Annotated in this window: 16 protein-coding genes; 9 read left to right on the forward strand and 7 right to left on the reverse strand. The window is 69.2% G+C overall.

The window, feature by feature from the left end:
* Positions 1 to 1,046, forward strand: a 1,046-nt coding sequence (locus FW784_RS01645) for an alpha/beta hydrolase (RefSeq protein WP_149351617.1), incomplete at its 5' end; no start/stop codon positions are given.
* Between the two features lie 120 nt (positions 1,047 to 1,166).
* On the forward strand, positions 1,167 to 1,637 hold the full coding sequence (locus tag FW784_RS01650; protein ID WP_149351650.1) for a YehS family protein: 471 nt from the start codon (positions 1,167 to 1,169) through the stop codon (positions 1,635 to 1,637).
* 94 nt (positions 1,638 to 1,731) lie between these two features.
* On the opposite strand, the gene FW784_RS01655 is transcribed toward FW784_RS01650, so the two are convergent.
* The gene (locus FW784_RS01655) at positions 1,732 to 2,187 is read right to left on the reverse strand and encodes a hypothetical protein (RefSeq protein WP_149351618.1); all 456 of its coding nucleotides are present in this window, start codon (positions 2,185 to 2,187) and stop codon (positions 1,732 to 1,734) included.
* A gap of 262 nt (positions 2,188 to 2,449) precedes the next feature.
* Here FW784_RS01655 and FW784_RS01660 point away from each other — a divergent pair, with 262 nt between their 5' ends.
* Positions 2,450 to 3,352, forward strand: coding sequence for a prohibitin family protein (locus tag FW784_RS01660; protein WP_205123542.1), 903 nt, complete (start codon positions 2,450 to 2,452; stop codon positions 3,350 to 3,352).
* A gap of 87 nt (positions 3,353 to 3,439) precedes the next feature.
* Positions 3,440 to 3,940: a hypothetical protein gene (locus FW784_RS01665; protein WP_149351619.1), complete on the forward strand. Its 501-nt coding sequence runs from the start codon at positions 3,440 to 3,442 to the stop codon at positions 3,938 to 3,940.
* A 41-nt stretch (positions 3,941 to 3,981) separates the two neighbouring features.
* Here FW784_RS01665 and FW784_RS01670 read toward each other — a convergent pair whose 3' ends face one another.
* Positions 3,982 to 5,325, reverse strand: coding sequence for a dicarboxylate/amino acid:cation symporter (locus tag FW784_RS01670; protein ID WP_149351620.1), 1,344 nt, complete (start codon positions 5,323 to 5,325; stop codon positions 3,982 to 3,984).
* A gap of 179 nt (positions 5,326 to 5,504) precedes the next feature.
* On the opposite strand from FW784_RS01670, the gene FW784_RS01675 reads away from it, so the two are divergent.
* From FW784_RS01675 to FW784_RS01690, 4 genes are all read left to right on the forward strand, one after another.
* Entirely contained in the window at positions 5,505 to 5,954 is a 450-nt protein-coding gene (locus FW784_RS01675) for a DMT family transporter (protein WP_149351621.1), read from the forward strand.
* 231 nt (positions 5,955 to 6,185) lie between these two features.
* Positions 6,186 to 6,422, forward strand: a complete 237-nt coding sequence (locus FW784_RS01680; protein ID WP_149351622.1) for a hypothetical protein — start codon at positions 6,186 to 6,188, stop codon at positions 6,420 to 6,422.
* A 115-nt stretch (positions 6,423 to 6,537) separates the two neighbouring features.
* Positions 6,538 to 6,759 carry a hypothetical protein gene (locus tag FW784_RS01685; RefSeq protein ID WP_149351623.1) on the forward strand — a complete coding sequence of 74 codons (222 nt, stop codon included), beginning with the start codon at positions 6,538 to 6,540 and terminating at the stop codon, positions 6,757 to 6,759.
* 91 nt (positions 6,760 to 6,850) lie between these two features.
* Positions 6,851 to 7,390 (forward strand): DUF6630 family protein, encoded by a 540-nt coding sequence (locus FW784_RS01690; protein WP_187770632.1) that lies wholly within the window; start codon positions 6,851 to 6,853, stop codon positions 7,388 to 7,390.
* 668 nt (positions 7,391 to 8,058) lie between these two features.
* On the opposite strand, the gene FW784_RS01695 is transcribed toward FW784_RS01690, so the two are convergent.
* The 3 genes from FW784_RS01695 to dbpA form a co-directional block, all read right to left on the reverse strand.
* Complete coding sequence (locus FW784_RS01695) at positions 8,059 to 9,045, reverse strand: aldo/keto reductase (protein ID WP_149351624.1); 987 nt, start codon at positions 9,043 to 9,045, stop codon at positions 8,059 to 8,061.
* Positions 9,046 to 9,152: 107 nt separating this feature from the next.
* Complete coding sequence (locus tag FW784_RS01700; protein ID WP_187770633.1) at positions 9,153 to 9,674, reverse strand: GAF domain-containing protein; 522 nt, start codon at positions 9,672 to 9,674, stop codon at positions 9,153 to 9,155.
* A 250-nt stretch (positions 9,675 to 9,924) separates the two neighbouring features.
* Positions 9,925 to 11,307: an ATP-dependent RNA helicase DbpA gene (gene dbpA / locus FW784_RS01705; RefSeq protein ID WP_149351626.1), complete on the reverse strand. Its 1,383-nt coding sequence runs from the start codon at positions 11,305 to 11,307 to the stop codon at positions 9,925 to 9,927.
* Between the two features lie 184 nt (positions 11,308 to 11,491).
* On the opposite strand from dbpA, the gene FW784_RS01710 reads away from it, so the two are divergent.
* Positions 11,492 to 12,457 carry a cation diffusion facilitator family transporter gene (locus FW784_RS01710; RefSeq protein ID WP_149351627.1) on the forward strand — a complete coding sequence of 322 codons (966 nt, stop codon included), beginning with the start codon at positions 11,492 to 11,494 and terminating at the stop codon, positions 12,455 to 12,457.
* A gap of 6 nt (positions 12,458 to 12,463) precedes the next feature.
* On the opposite strand, the gene FW784_RS01715 is transcribed toward FW784_RS01710, so the two are convergent.
* Positions 12,464 to 14,095: an acyl-CoA dehydrogenase family protein gene (locus FW784_RS01715; protein WP_149351628.1), complete on the reverse strand. Its 1,632-nt coding sequence runs from the start codon at positions 14,093 to 14,095 to the stop codon at positions 12,464 to 12,466.
* 59 nt (positions 14,096 to 14,154) lie between these two features.
* Positions 14,155 to 14,307: a hypothetical protein gene (locus FW784_RS14215; RefSeq protein ID WP_187770634.1), complete on the reverse strand. Its 153-nt coding sequence runs from the start codon at positions 14,305 to 14,307 to the stop codon at positions 14,155 to 14,157.
* Positions 14,308 to 14,382 lie beyond the last annotated feature (75 nt).

Here is a 14,382-nt window from a genome sequence, read left to right on the forward strand (position 1 = left end):
CGCAGCCGCCGGCCGCCGACGCACAGATGCAGGCCGTGCTGGACCAGCTGGGCAAGCTCGGCGGCAAGCCCATCGAGACGCTGAGCGCCGTGGAAGCGCGCAAGCAGCCCTCGCCTGCCGATGCGGTCAAGGCGTTGCTGACGTCGCAGGGCAAGCCGACCGCACCCGAGGCGGTCGGCAAGGTCGAGAACCGCACCTTCCCCGGCCCGGGCGGCGCCGTGCCGATCCGCATCTACTGGCCGAAGGGCGCAACGCCCGGCAAGCCGCTGCCGGTGGTGCTCTACATCCATGGCGGCGGCTGGGTGATCGCCGACCTCGACACCTACGACGCCAGCCCGCGCGCGATCGCCAACGCGTCCGGCGCGGTGGTGGTCTCGACGCATTACCGACAGGGCCCGGAGAACCCGTTCCCGGCCGCGCATGACGACACGCTCGCCGCCTACAAGTGGGTACTGGCGAATGCGAAGTCGTTCGGTGGCGACGCGTCGAAGGTAGCGGTCGTCGGCGAGAGCGCCGGCGGCAACATGGCGGCGAACATCGCGATCGCCGCGCGCGACCAGAAGCTGCAGGCGCCGGTGCACCAGGTGCTGGTGTATCCGGTGGCGGGCGATGACATGAATTCGCCGTCGTACCTGGAAAACGCGAACGCCAAGCCGCTCAGCAAGCCGATGATGGCGTGGTTCGCCAGGAACTACCTGGGCGACATGGCCAAGGCGTCGGATCCGCGCATCGCGCTGGTCAAGCAACCGAACCTGGGTGGCCTGGCGCCGGCGACCTTCGTGCTGGCGCAGATCGATCCGCTGCGCAGCGAGGGCGAGACGCTCGCGCAGAAGATGCAGGCCGCCGGTACGCCGGTGGAGGTGCTGAAGTTCGACGGCGTGACCCACGAGTTCTTCGGCATGGGCGCGGTGGTCGACAAGGCGAAGCAGGCCGAGCAGCAGGTCGGTGCGAAGCTCAAGGCCGCGTTCGCGTCCGCGACATCCGCGGCCTCGGCGTCGACGACTGCCCCGGCGGCGACACCGGCCGGCACGCCGCCCACGAAGTAACGGCTACGCCCGCCCCGGGTTCGCGGCTCACACCGCGGACCCGGCGACGGTTGCGCACGTCACCGTGCCGACGCAAAAGCGGGCATGCTGCGCATCGCCATCACCCCTGCGCTCGAACCCATGATCAACAACGACGTCCTGCGCAGCGTGCGCTACATGCTCGACTTCAGCGATGGCCACATCGCCGAGACGGTCCTGCTGGCCGACCCGAACGTCGTGCTCGACAAGGCCGAAGTGCAGGCGTTCCTGCGCAAGGAGGACGAGCCGGGCTTCGTGCCTTTCAGCGATCGCCTGCTCGGGCTGTTCCTCGACGGGTTGGTGATCCATTACCGCGGCCGGCAGGAGTCGGCGACGCCGCGGCCGCCGGAAAAGCGCGTCAACAACAACGTGGTGCTGAAGAAGCTGCGCGTGGCGTTCGAGTTGAAGGACGTCGACATGCACGAGATCTTCCAAGCCGCGGGGCATCCGGTGACCAAGCCCGAACTCAGCGCCCTGTTCCGCCAGCCGGGCCACAAGAACTTCCGCCTGTGCGGTGACCAGTTGCTGCGCTACTTCCTGCGCGGTCTCACCCTGCGGGTGCGCGGCGGCTGACGGCGCACGCCGCGGCGTCTGTCGGTCCGAAAAGACACCGGGCACAAAAAAACCAGGCCCCTCGCGGGAGCCTGGCCTTTACCTGCGCTGCGTCTTAGACGCGCGGATTGTTCGGGTTGACGTGCGTTTCGCGATGCACTTCAACGGTCTTCGCCTTGCGCGGAATCAAGCCGAGCAGGCCAAGCAGGCCGAGCAGGCCCCAGTTGAAATGATGCTCGCCCGACTCGTCGTCGACCGGAGCGGTGTCGGTCGGGGCGACCGCGGTACTGGCGGTGGTATCGGCCGAAGTGGCCGACGCGTCGGTCGCAGCCATGTCACTACCGGCCGGTGCGGCGGTGCCCGTTGCCGCGGCGTCCGGGGTGCCGGTCGCCATCGAGCTTGCGTCCGTGCCGCCCGTGGTGGTGCCCGCGGCTGCATCGGTGCCCGTGCTGGTCGGCGCGGTGGCGGACGGGTCCGTGCTGGTGGGGGTCGTCTGCGCGGCGACCGGGCCGGCGAGCGCGAGGGCGATGGTAGCGGCGAGGACGAGTGACGCCTGCTTGTTGTTTCGCATGGGGGGAGATTCCTTTGACGCGACACAACGTCGCGGGCGAACGCTAACCGGCCCGATGTGCACGGGCGGTGGGCATCGTCGGCTTCGTGCGCGCGTTCGGTCGGGACGCGTCACGCGCGCCGGTGATCGCGCGTGCGGGCCGGCGCGATCTGGCGCGCGCTGCGAACGGGTGTTCTCATAAGCGTCCCTCGGGGAGAGGGACGTCATTGCGCCGGCGCTTCGCAGCGGTCGGATGCATCCATCGTGTTACGGGGAGATACCGATGCGTTTCAACAGCATGTCGACGGGGGCTTCGGGCCGCCCGGGCGTCAGCCTGGTCAAGTGGCTCGTAATCGCGGTCGTCGCGATCGTCGCGATCGTCATACTTCTGCCGTTCGCGGTGGTGCCCAACGGGCACCGCGGCATCCGCCTGACGTTCGGCAGCGCATCGGACGAGGTGCTCGCCGAAGGCCTGCACTGGCGCACGCCGCTGATGCAGACGGTCTACAAGATGCCGGTGCTGATCGAGCGCTCGGAGACGGACAGCGAAGCGGCCTCGCGCGACCTGCAGCGCGTGCGCACGCAGGTGGTGCTGAACTTCCACGTTGATCCCGCGCAGGTGGTGCGCGTGTACCGCACCATCGGCGCGTTCGAGAACATCGAGCCGCGCATCATCGACCCGACCGTGCAGGAGGCGATGAAAGCAGTCACCGCGCTGTTCACCGCCGAGGAGCTCGTCACGAAGCGGCCGGAGGTCTCCGACCGCATCCGCCTGTCGGTGGCCAATCGCCTGAAGCGCCACGGCGTGGTCGTCGACGAATTCGCGATCACCAACTTCAAGTTCAGCGAGTCGTTCGACACGGCCATCGAAGCCAAGACCGTGGCCGAGCAGCAGAAACTGAAGGCCGAACGCGACCTCGCGCGCATCCAGGTCGAAGCGGAGCAGCGCGTGGCCGAAGCTCGCGGCATGTCGGAGTCGCAGAAGCTCAACGCCGAAGCGCAGGCGGTGGCATTGCAGGCGCAGCGCGCGGCGGTCACGCCGGAGCTGATCGAACTGCGTCGCGTGGAGGCGCAGCTGGAGGCGATCAAGCGCTGGGACGGCCACCTGCCCACGGTGACCGGCGGGCCGACGCCCCTTCTCAACCTGGACGCGGAATCACTGCAGCGCGCACGCGCCGCGCAGTAGCAGGTCGGCAGCGCCCGTCGGCGTCACGCCTGCGCAATCGCGGGCGTGCTTGCCATGCCGTTCACCCTCGGCGTGCCGGAATGGCGCATGAAAACCCTTCTTGTTGCGCTGTTGCTGCTCGCCCCTGCCGTCCACGCCGCCGACGCCGCCGACGCGCTGTCGACGCGCAATCCGCTGTCGATGTTCGAAGGCACGTCGACGGGGACCGGTGAACTCAGGTTCGCGTTCGGTCGTGCGCGGCCGTACACCGTCGATAACGTCGGCCGCTACGAGGCCGACGGGACGCTGCGGCTGCAGCAGGTGGTGCACTTCGCCGGGCAGCCCGACACGTCGCGCGCATGGGTGCTGCGCCCGGCGGGCGGCAACCGCTACACGTTCACGCTGAGCGATGCGACCGGCCCGGGGGTGGCGGTGGTGGACGGGGCGCGCGCATCGCTTCGATACGCGCCGCGCCACGGCGTGCGCATGCACCAGGTCCTGGAGCTGTCGGCCGACGGGCGATCGTTGGCGAACCACGGCCGCATCACCGTGCTGGGCATCCCGATCGGGCATCTCGACGAGAGCATCGTGCGGACAAGCGCGCCTTGAGCTTTCGCGCTCGCGGCGCCTGACACCGGCAGCCGCCTGCCTCAGTCGATCGGCGGCTCGCGTCCACCGGTGGGATAGCGCCCGCGCGACGCAGGGCTGGCGAACGCATGAGCGAGCGCGTCGCGATCGAGCTGCCCCTCCCACCGCGCGACGACGATCGTCGCCACCGCGTTGCCGATGAAGTTAGTGAGCGATCGACATTCGCTCATGAAACGGTCGACGCCGAGGATCAGCGCCATGCCGGCGACCGGTACTTCAGGCACCACCGCGAGCGTCGCGGCCAGCGTGATGAAGCCGGCGCCGGTGACACCGGCCGCACCCTTCGAACTGAGCATCGCCACCAGCAGCAGCGCGATTTCGTGGGCGGGCGTGAGCTGGGTGTCGGTGGCTTGCGCGATGAACAACCCGGCAAGCGTCATGTAGATGTTGGTGCCGTCGAGATTGAACGAGTAGCCGGTCGGCACGACCAATCCCACCACCGACTTGTCGCAGCCTGCGCGTTCCATCTTCTGCATGAGCAGCGGCAATGCCGATTCCGATGACGACGTGCCGAGCACCAGCAACAACTCCGCCTTGAGGTAACGGATCAGACCGAAGATCGAGAAGCCGCACAGCCGCGCCACCGTACCGAGGATCACCAGCACGAAGAACAGCGAGGTCACGTAGAACGAGCCGACCAGCCACGCCAGCTGGCCGAGCACCGCCAGCCCGTACTTGCCGATCGTGAACGCCATCGCGCCGAACGCACCGATGGGCGCCAGCCGCATCAGCATCTCCACCAGCCGGAAAACCGGCGCGAGCAGCGCGTTGAGCAGGTCCACCACCGGCCTCGCACGTTCGCCGGTGAGCGTGAGCGCGATGCCGAACAGCACGGCGACGAACAGCACCTGCAGGATGTTGTCGCCCACCAGCGGGCTCACCAACGTCTGCGGCACGATGTCGAGGATGAAACCGGTGAGCGTGAGCGCCTGCGACTTGGCGACGTAGTCGTGCACGGCCGCCGGGTCGAGCGTCGCGACATCGACATGCATGCCGGCGCCGGGTCGCACCAGGTGCGCGACCGCCAGCCCGACGACGAGCGCGAGCGTCGAGAAGAACAGGAAGTAGGCCATCGCCTTGGCGAACACGCGGCCGACGCTGGCGAGCTGCTGCATGCCCGCGATGCCGGTCACGACCGTTAGGAAGATCACCGGCCCGATGATCATCTTGACCAGCTTGATGAAGCCGTCGCCGAGCGGTTTGAGTGACGCGCCGACCTCCGGCTCGAAGTGGCCGAGCATCACGCCCGCGACGATCGCGAGCAGCACCTGGAAGTACAGGTGGCGATAGAAGGGCCGCGGCGGCGCCGACGGCAAGGCGGCATCGGCACTGATGATCGGATCCATCAAGGTCGGCTCCACGCATCGGGGTCGCGGGGACGCACCCCGGGGACGACAGCTTAAGAGCACGCCGGATATTTCGCGGCGTGGCCCGGTATCGACGACGCGACATCGCGGCGCGCCCTTGCGAAGATGCGCGCCTGGCCGGCAATGCCGCCGCCAGCCGAAACCGCGAGACGATGCCCATGAATCCTGCCGCGCTGATCCCCGTGCTGCTGGTGCTGCTTGCCGGTGGAATGCTCGCGCTGCAGGCGCCCAGCAACGTGATGCTGGCGAAAGCCGGCGGCTCGCCTCTGCTGGCGGCGCTGATCTCGTTCGCCGTGGGCACGTTGGCGCTGCTCGTCGTCTGGCTCTTCAGCGGCAACCGCCCCGGCACCGCGCCCTTCGGATCGCTGCCCTGGTACGCGTGGCTCGGTGGCATGTACGGCGCGACGTACGTGGCGATCGCAGCGTTCGCTGCGCCCCGCATCGGCCTCGCCTCGCTGATCACGATCGGCATTGCCGGGCAGATCGCGATGGCGCTCTGGCTCGACCATCACGGCGCGCTCGGACTGCCGCGCGCGCCGCTGAGTGCGATGCGCGCCGCCGGCGCGCTGCTCGTGGTGGCGGGCGTGGTGCTGGTGCGTCGCGGCTGAGCGATACGCCGCGCACGAGCATGGTGGGCATGCCGACGCGTCACCGATGAGTCACGCCGCGTCGTGCAGCATCGGGTTGCGGCCTGCCTCCCTGGCCGCAGCGACGACACCGTCGCCGGGAAAGGACATGGCAGCACCCGGCCCTGACCGGTACATCGGGGCTTTGCCATCCGGCACTCCTCCGAATGTCCGAACGCGCGAGCAGAAGCCCGCGTCCGGTCGGCGATCGACATGCGCTTCGACCTCTTCCGCCGCACCGACCTGCACGTGCTCATCGTGCCGTCGGCGTTGCCCAGGCCTGAGGCACTCGCGTCGGAAGGTCCGCTGCTCGCCGCTGGCAAGGCCTGCGTCGAGTTCGAGCAGATGTCGCACGGGTTGGCGCAGGCCATCGCGATTCGCGGCTACGGCGTCGTCGACCCGATCGACGAAGCACTGATCCGCGACTCGCTGTTGGACCCGACCGTCTAGCGCACTGCCCCATCGCGCACGCAACGCGACGGCGCGCACGGGCCGCACGACCCCCGTAAGCCCGCGCCGTGAAAGGCTTCTCAGCCGGTGAGATGGCCACGGCCAGACTGGACGGATGGCCGCCATCCGATCGACCCGACCGCCGCAGGACTTCGTGTCCATCACCGCGCCCAACTGGGCGCAGCTGTGCGAGTTGCTGGGCGAAAACCCGATGCAACTGACGCTGCGCGTGGACGGCCGATGCATCGGCTGGCGCGCGCCCCGCATGTGGTACGTCGATCCGGACAGCTACCGCGCGGTGATGCAACGCTGGCCGATGGGGTACTGGCCCGGCTGAGGCCGCTGCGTCGCGTTGCCGGCGGGTGGCAACGGTTTCACCGTCACCCGTCCCGCGCGATGATCGGTCTCCCGTCCTGCCGACTGCCGCCATGCATTCCGAATTCGATCCCGACGACAACTTCGCGCACGCCTTCGGCGAGCAGGCGGGCCTCGACGACGAAGCAGCGCTCGAAGCCGTGGTCTGGCAACTGCTGCTCCTGATCAATCCGGGCGATGAGGACGGCGCTCAGGCGCAGTTCGCCGTGTGGCGCGAAGCGGCCGAAGGCACCGACGAGGTCGAGGTGGCGGTCGAAGCGCTCCGCGACGCCACCGACTGGAAGTCGGCATTCCATGTCGACGACGGTGACACGCGCGGGCTCGTGGAAAGCCTGGACGAGCTCGCCGCGCGCTTCGACCTGCGCATCGAGTGGGGCGTGGAGGATCCGACCGACGACGAGTTCCTCGGCGGCACCGACATTGCCGAACTGCTCGACATCGCCTTCGACCGGCTGCGCGAGCATCACTACACGCTCTGGGCGCGCGAGACCGCTGACGGCCAGGCCGGCTGGATGACGTTGAGCCGCGATGACGAGGCGATGCGCGCCGTCGCGGAGGCGCTTGCGCTGCCGATCCGGCCGGCCGGCGCCTAGCCGCGATACGGGCGCTGAAGGTCGGCCGGAACTTCGTTGCGAAGGCGCGCGTGCGGTCCCGCACGCATCTGCGCGCTACGCGATTCTGCTGCGCCTGTGCCATGCTCGCGGCAGCCGCAGGCGCCCTGCGGAGCACCGGAGAACGCCATGAGCAAGGGTATGGACCGCAAGAAGGAAACCAAGAAGAAGGCTGCGAAGACGCCGCAGGAAAAGCGCGCCGCGAAGAACGAGAAGAAGACGACCAAGCCGTTCCCGCCGGCCTGATAGCGGTCGCGCGGCGCGAGCGCCGTCGCTCGGGCGACGCCGGGTGCGTTGCCCGGCGGCGAAACGTTCAAAGCAGCAACGCTACGCCGGCGGTGTCGACGAATTCCCTCTTCGGCACGCTCTTTCACGACGCGCCGCCGAACACGCCGCCGCCAAGTACGCGGCCAGGCCGACATCGCCGCTCCGCACGCGATCGGGACACTTCGATCGCGCCCGCCGTTTCTGTTTGATCCATGAGTCTTCCACTGGCTGCCCGCGCGTGGCGGGGAACGCGCGATAGATCCAAGCCCGCGACATAACCGCGCCTTGGCGGCGCGTTCAACGGCGAGGGAACGAATCCGCAGCGCCGCGGCGCGTACCTGCCGCGTGCTCATCGTGCGGCGGCGCACGGCGCGTCGTGCCGATCAGCGAGCCACCATCCGCTGCTGCGCCTCGGCATAGCGATCACCCTCGACCGGTATCCGCGAAAGCGCGTCGTCGATCGTCACGAGGTCGTCGGCATCCAGTTGCACCTGCGCGGCGCCGAGATTCTCGTCGAGCCGGTGCAGGTGCGTGGTGCCGGGGATCGGCACGATCCAGGGCCGTTGCGCGAGCAGCCATGCAAGCGCGATCTGCGCCCTGGTCGCCGCTTTCCGCGCCGCGATGCTGCCGAGCGAGTCGACGAAGGCCTGGTTCGCGGCACGCGCCGCGGCCGAGAAGCGCGGCACGTTGTTGCGGAAGTCGCCCACCTCGAACGAGGTGTCGGCATCGATGGCACCGGTGAGGAAGCCGCGACCGAGCGGGCTGAACGGCACGAAGCCGATACCGAGTTCGTCAAGCAACGGCAGCAGTTCCGTCTCGGGCTCGCGCCACCACAGCGAGTACTCGCTCTGCAGCGCAGCCATCGGGTGCACCGCATGCGCGCGGCGGATGGTGTCGACGCCCGCTTCGGACAGCCCGAAGTACCGCACCTTGCCTTCGCGTATCAGTTCGCCGACCGCACCTGCGACGTCTTCGATCGGTACGTGCGGATCGACGCGATGCTGGTAGAAGAGATCGATCACGTCGGTGCCGAGGCGCTTGAGCGAGGCCTCCGCCACGGCGCGGATATGCGCGGGCCGGCTGTCGAGCAGGCGTTGACCGTCACCGGGGATGGCGAAGCCGAACTTGGTAGCGATGACCACGCGGTCGCGCACCGGCGCCAGCGCCTGCCCGACGAGTTCCTCGTTGGTGAACGGGCCGTAGATCTCGGCAGTGTCGAAAAGGGTGACGCCGCGATCGACCGCGCCACGCAGCAGTGCGATGCCTGTGGCGCGGTCGACGGCATGGCCGTAGCCGTGGCTCAGGCCCATGCAGCCGTAGCCGATCTCCGAAACGACGGGGCCGTTGCGGCCGAGGGTGCGCGTCTTCATCGCGAGTGCTCCGCGCCGTTTGCAAGGGCGCCCATGCGACCCCATGCGACGTCGACGGAAGATGACATGCGGCGAGCGATCGTGGGGGCCGGCAACGGGGCGCCGGCTCACGCCTCGTCCGGCACCGGGCGCCGTGCGTGCTCGAGCGCCTCGGCGGCAACGCGTGCGAGACGCTGAAGCGCGGCGCGTTCGATGTCGCCGGGTTCGCGGATGTCGCGGAAATACGTGCCGAAGGTGCCGAGTACGCGGCCGTCGCGCGCCTTGATCGGCATGCTCCACGCGCCGACGAAACCGATCGCGAGCGGCAGGTGGCGCAGTTCCGTCCACTTGCCGTCATCCAGGAAGTTCGGTGTCAGGACGATCTCGCCGGTAGCGGCAGCGGCGGCGCACGTACCGACATCGGGGTGCGGCTGTATGCCGTCGATCGCCGCGAGGTAATGCGACGGCAGGCTCGCGGATGCGCCGTTGCGCAGCAGGCCTGCATCATCGAGGACCAGCACGGACGCGGCGCAACCTTCGCCCGCCACCGCCTCGGCGGCGTGCGCGAGTCCTGCCAGCACGTCGTCCAGCGGTACATCCCGCGCGATCTGCTTCAGCGCGATCTCGCATGCGCGTGCTATTTCATCCATCCGCCACCTCGCGGGTTTCTGGCCGGATCCGCCGGCCCATTCGACGCGCCCGACGTTACGACGGGCTCGGCCGGGGGCCGCGTGAAGCGCGCCGGCAACGTTCAGCGTCGTCGCGGCCGTGTCAAAGGTGCCGCGCACCGCGGGGATCAGGCGGGAACGATCACGCGCACAGGTCGGCGACCGCGCGTCCGGTGCGCCTGCCGATGCCACGCGGCTCTGGCAGGCGCGCATCCAAAGACGCGGCGATCCGCTACAGCTTGCGGACGCGGAATTTCTTCGCCTTGATGCGACCTTCCTGCAGTCGCGTCAGGGCACGCTCGGCCTGTGCACGCGCGACAGCCACGTAGCTGCGCGTGGCGAACACGTCGATCTTGCCGATCGCGTCGGCCTTCAGTCCCGCATCACCGGTGAGCGCGCCGACGATATCGCCGGGACGGAGCTTGTCGGTGCGGCCCGCGTCGATGCGCAGCGTGACCATCGCGGCGCGCACGCCGACATTCGCGCGCAGCGCCGCCAGCGGCGGGCGACGCGTGGTGACACGAAGGCCCAGCGCTTCGTCGATCACGCGCAGCCGCGGCTGCTCGCGCGGCGTGCACAGGGTGAGCGCGGTGCCCTTCTTGCCGGCCCGCGCCGTCCGGCCGATACGGTGAACGTAGGTGTCGGCATCGTTGGGCACGTCGTAGTTGACGACCAGGCCGAGGTCCTCGACGTCCAGCCCGCGCGCGGCGACGTCGCTGGCCACCAGCACGCCGCAGCTGCGATTGGCGAAACGCACCAGCACTTCCTCGCGGTCGCGCTGCTCCATGTCGCCGTGCAGCGCGAGCGCGGTGAAGCCCAGGTGCGCGAGCGACGCCACGACTTCTTCGGTATCACGCCGCATGTTGCAGAACACCACCGCGCTCTCGCCGCCATGCTCGATCAGCAGGCCCGCGAGTGCAGCCGGTTTCTGCGCGGGCTCAACGTCGTAGAAACGCTGCTCGATCTGCGCCGCCTCGGCTTCGCCGCCGATGGTCACTTCCACGGGATCGCGCATGGCGGCGCGCGCCACGTCGCGGATCGCTTCGGGATAGGTCGCGGAGAACAGCAGTGTCTGCCGCGATGCAGGTGTCGCCTTGATGATCTCGCGGATGGGTTCCTCGAAGCCCATGTCCAGCATGCGGTCGGCTTCATCCAGCACCAGCACGCGCACGTCGCGAAGGTGCAGCACCTTCTTGCGCAGCAGTTCCTGCACGCGGCCCGGCGTGCCGACCACGACATGCGGCGGGTGCTCGAGCGAGGCCAGTTGCGGACCGAGCGCCACGCCGCCGAACAACGTGAGCAGCTTGAGGTTGGGCATGCCGGTGCCGAGCCGGCGGATCTGCTTGGCGACCTGGTCGGCGAGCTCGCGCGTCGGACACAGCACCAGCGCCTGGACGCGGATGTCGGAGAGATCGAGGCGATGCAGCAATGCGAGGCCGAACGCGGCGGTCTTGCCGCTCCCGGTAGGCGCCTGCCCGATCAGGTCGCGCCCCTCCAGCAACAGCGGCAGCGCGCGCGCCTGCACCGGCGTCATGCGCACGTGGCCGAGCGCGTCCAGGCCCTGGAACAGCGCAGGCGCGAGGGGAAGATCGGTGAATTCAACGGCGTCGGTCATGCGCCATGATACGGCGCGCTCGCGTGGTCGCTGTTTCGACGCGCTGCGCGGTGCACAGGCGGCCGGGGTCAGGCTCGTTGACGAAGCCGGGGAACGCCGCAAGCCGCATGCATCCACCCGGACGCGCCACGGGGGGTTCACGACTCCGCACGCAGGATCGCCTCTCCTTACCCCTGTGTCGCCCATGGCCTCTTCCGGCAACAAGGTCGTCATTGCTGCGCTCATCGGCAACCTGGCGGTGTCCGTCACCAAGTTCGTCGCCGCTTCGATGACCGGAAGCTCGGCCATGCTCAGCGAGGGCGTGCATTCGCTCGTCGACACCAGTAACGAATTGCTGATGCTGTACGGCATGCGGCGAGCGTCGCGGCCGGTCGATGTCGCGCATCCGTTCGGGCACGGGCGCGAGCTCTATTTCTGGGCGTTCATCGTCGCGCTGCTGGTGTTCGCGCTCGGCGCGAGCGTGTCGATGTACGAGGGCGTCGGGCAGCTTCGGCACCCCGAGCCCGTGGAAAGGCCCGTCGTGAACTACCTGGTGCTGGCAGCGTCGATGGTGTTCGAGGGCGTCTCGTGGACCATCGCGATGCGCGAATTCCGCCGGGCGAAAGGGTCGCTGGGCTGGTTCGAGGCGTTCCGACAGAGCAAGGACCCGACCACGTTCACCGTGCTGTTCGAGGACACCGCCGCGCTGGCCGGCCTGGTGGTCGCACTCTGCGGTATCGGGCTCGCACAGCTCACGGGCAATCCTCGCTGGGACGGCGGTGCCTCGGTCGTGATCAGCCTGCTGCTCGCCTTCACCGCGCTGCTGCTGGTGCGCGAAACGAAGGCATTGTTGCTGGGCGAGAGCGCCGGCGACGCCGTGCGCACGGAGATCCTGCGCATCGCGGGTGCAGACCCCGGCGTGCGTTGCGCGAACGGCGTGATCACGCAGCAGTTCGGCCCGGAGACGGTGGTGGCCGCGCTCAGCGCCGACTTCCACGACGCCATGACCACCACCGAGATCGAGGACTGCATTCGCCGCATTGAAGCCGGCGTGCAGAAGGCGAATCCCGAGGTGGTCGCGCTGTTCGTCAAGCCGCAGACGGCGGAGATATGGCAGCAACGCACGCTGCGGGCCCGGCGTGGCGAGGCGCCCTCGGCCGCTGCGAAATAGCGTCGATCAGGCGGGCAGGATCCGGTCGATCGCCTGCGCGGTGTCGATCGCGGCGGGCAACGTGCCGAGTGCCAACGCATGCGGCTGTGCGAGTCGGCTCGCAAGGAACGCGTCGGCCACTGCCGCATTCGCGCGCAGCAGGATGGCCGCCTGCAGCGCGAGCGCAAGCGATTCCACCAGCCGTCGTGCGCCGCCTTCGCCCGGCATCCCCGACGACAGCGACGCGAGCAGCGGATCCACGAAGGCGTCGTAGCCGGCGTGCACGCCCCGCGGGCCGCCAAGCTCCGCACGCAACGCCTCGACCGCGGGCGGTTCGCGCGACAGCGCGCGCAGGACGTCCAGGCACTGCACGTTGCCGCTACCCTCCCAGATCGAATTGAGCGGCGCCTGCCGGTACAGCCGCGGCAGCATCGATTCCTCGATATAGCCGGCACCGCCCAGGCATTCCTGCGCCTCGTTGACGATGACCGGCGCGCGCTTGCACAGCCAGAACTTGCCGATCGCGGTGGCGATGCGGGCGAACGCGGCCTCGCGCCGATCGCCTGGTGAACGGTCGACCGCGCCGGCGACTCGGATCGCCAGCGCGGTCGCGGCCTCGACCTCGATCGCGATGTCCGCGAGCACGTTGCGCATCAGCGGCTGGTCGATCAACAGCGCGCCGAATGCGCGTCGATGGCGGACGTGATGCGTCGCGTGCGCCAGCGCCATCCGCATCTGGGCCGCGGCCCCGAGCATGCAGTCCAGCCGCGTGAGCATCACCATCTCGAGGATGGTCGCGACGCCGCGGCCTTCCTCACCCACCCGCCAGGCCGACGCGCCGGTGAACTCGACTTCCGCCGAAGCATTGCTCCAGTCGCCCAGCTTGTCCTTCAGGCGCATCAGGCGGAACGCGTTCTTCGCGCCGTCGTCGAGGCGACGCGGCATGAGCAGGCACGTCAGGCCACCGGGGGCCTGCGCGAGCACGAGGAAACCATCCGACATCGGTGCGGAGAAGAACCATTTGTGGCCGACGAGCGCGTAGCTGCCGTCGTCGCTTGGCGTGGCGACGGTGGCGTTGCTGCGCACATCGCTGCCGCCCTGCTTCTCGGTCATGCCCATGCCGAGGGTGACGCCGCGCTTGTCCGCAATCGGCACGTCGCGCGGGTCGTAGACCGGCGCGGCGGCCTTGTCCGCCCAGTGCTGCAGTGAAGGCTCGCGGCGCAGCACCGGCACGGCGGCATGCGTCATGGTGAGGGGACAGCTGGTGCCGGCGTCGGCCTGGTGGTGCAGATAGCTCAACGCCGCGCGCGCGACATGTGCGCCTGGCGCGGCGGACTGCCACGACAGTCCGGCGACGCCGTGGCTGATCGCGGCGTCCATCAGCGCGTGGTAGGCGGGATGGAACTCGACGCGGTCGATGCGCAGACCGCGCGGGTCGTGCGTGCGCAGGCGCGGGCGATCGCGGTTCGCGTCGAAGCCCTGCGTATACAGGGCGTCGCCCGCGAGGCCGCCATATGTTGACGGCAGCGCAGCGACGGCGGCATCGCCCTCGCGTGCCACGCCTTCGCGCAGCGCGACGTCTTCGGCCCACAGGTCACGCGGCGCGAATTCCGGCGGCTGGTTGGCGACATCGTGCGTTTCGAACCGGGCGTGGGCCATCGTGGGCGTCCTCCGCGGGAGGATCGATGCTACCGCGCCCGCCGCCCGCCGCCCGCCGCTCAGCGCACCACGCAGGCCGCCGTCAGCAGGCACAGCGACGTGATCGCCAGCAGGTGTTGGAATCGGCGACGCATGCGTTGCAGCTGGCGTGCAGTGAGGTGCGGCGATGGGCCGCCGTCAGCGCGTCGTGGCGCAATGTAGCGTGGTGACATGCCTTTACTCTGCGCATCCGGCGTCGTGCATGGATGAAGACGCAGGCGATGCGCGACGCTGGCCTTGCTGCCTGC

It is taken from the genome of Cognatilysobacter lacus, assembly GCF_008274655.1.
Lineage (GTDB): Bacteria > Pseudomonadota > Gammaproteobacteria > Xanthomonadales > Xanthomonadaceae > Cognatilysobacter > Cognatilysobacter lacus.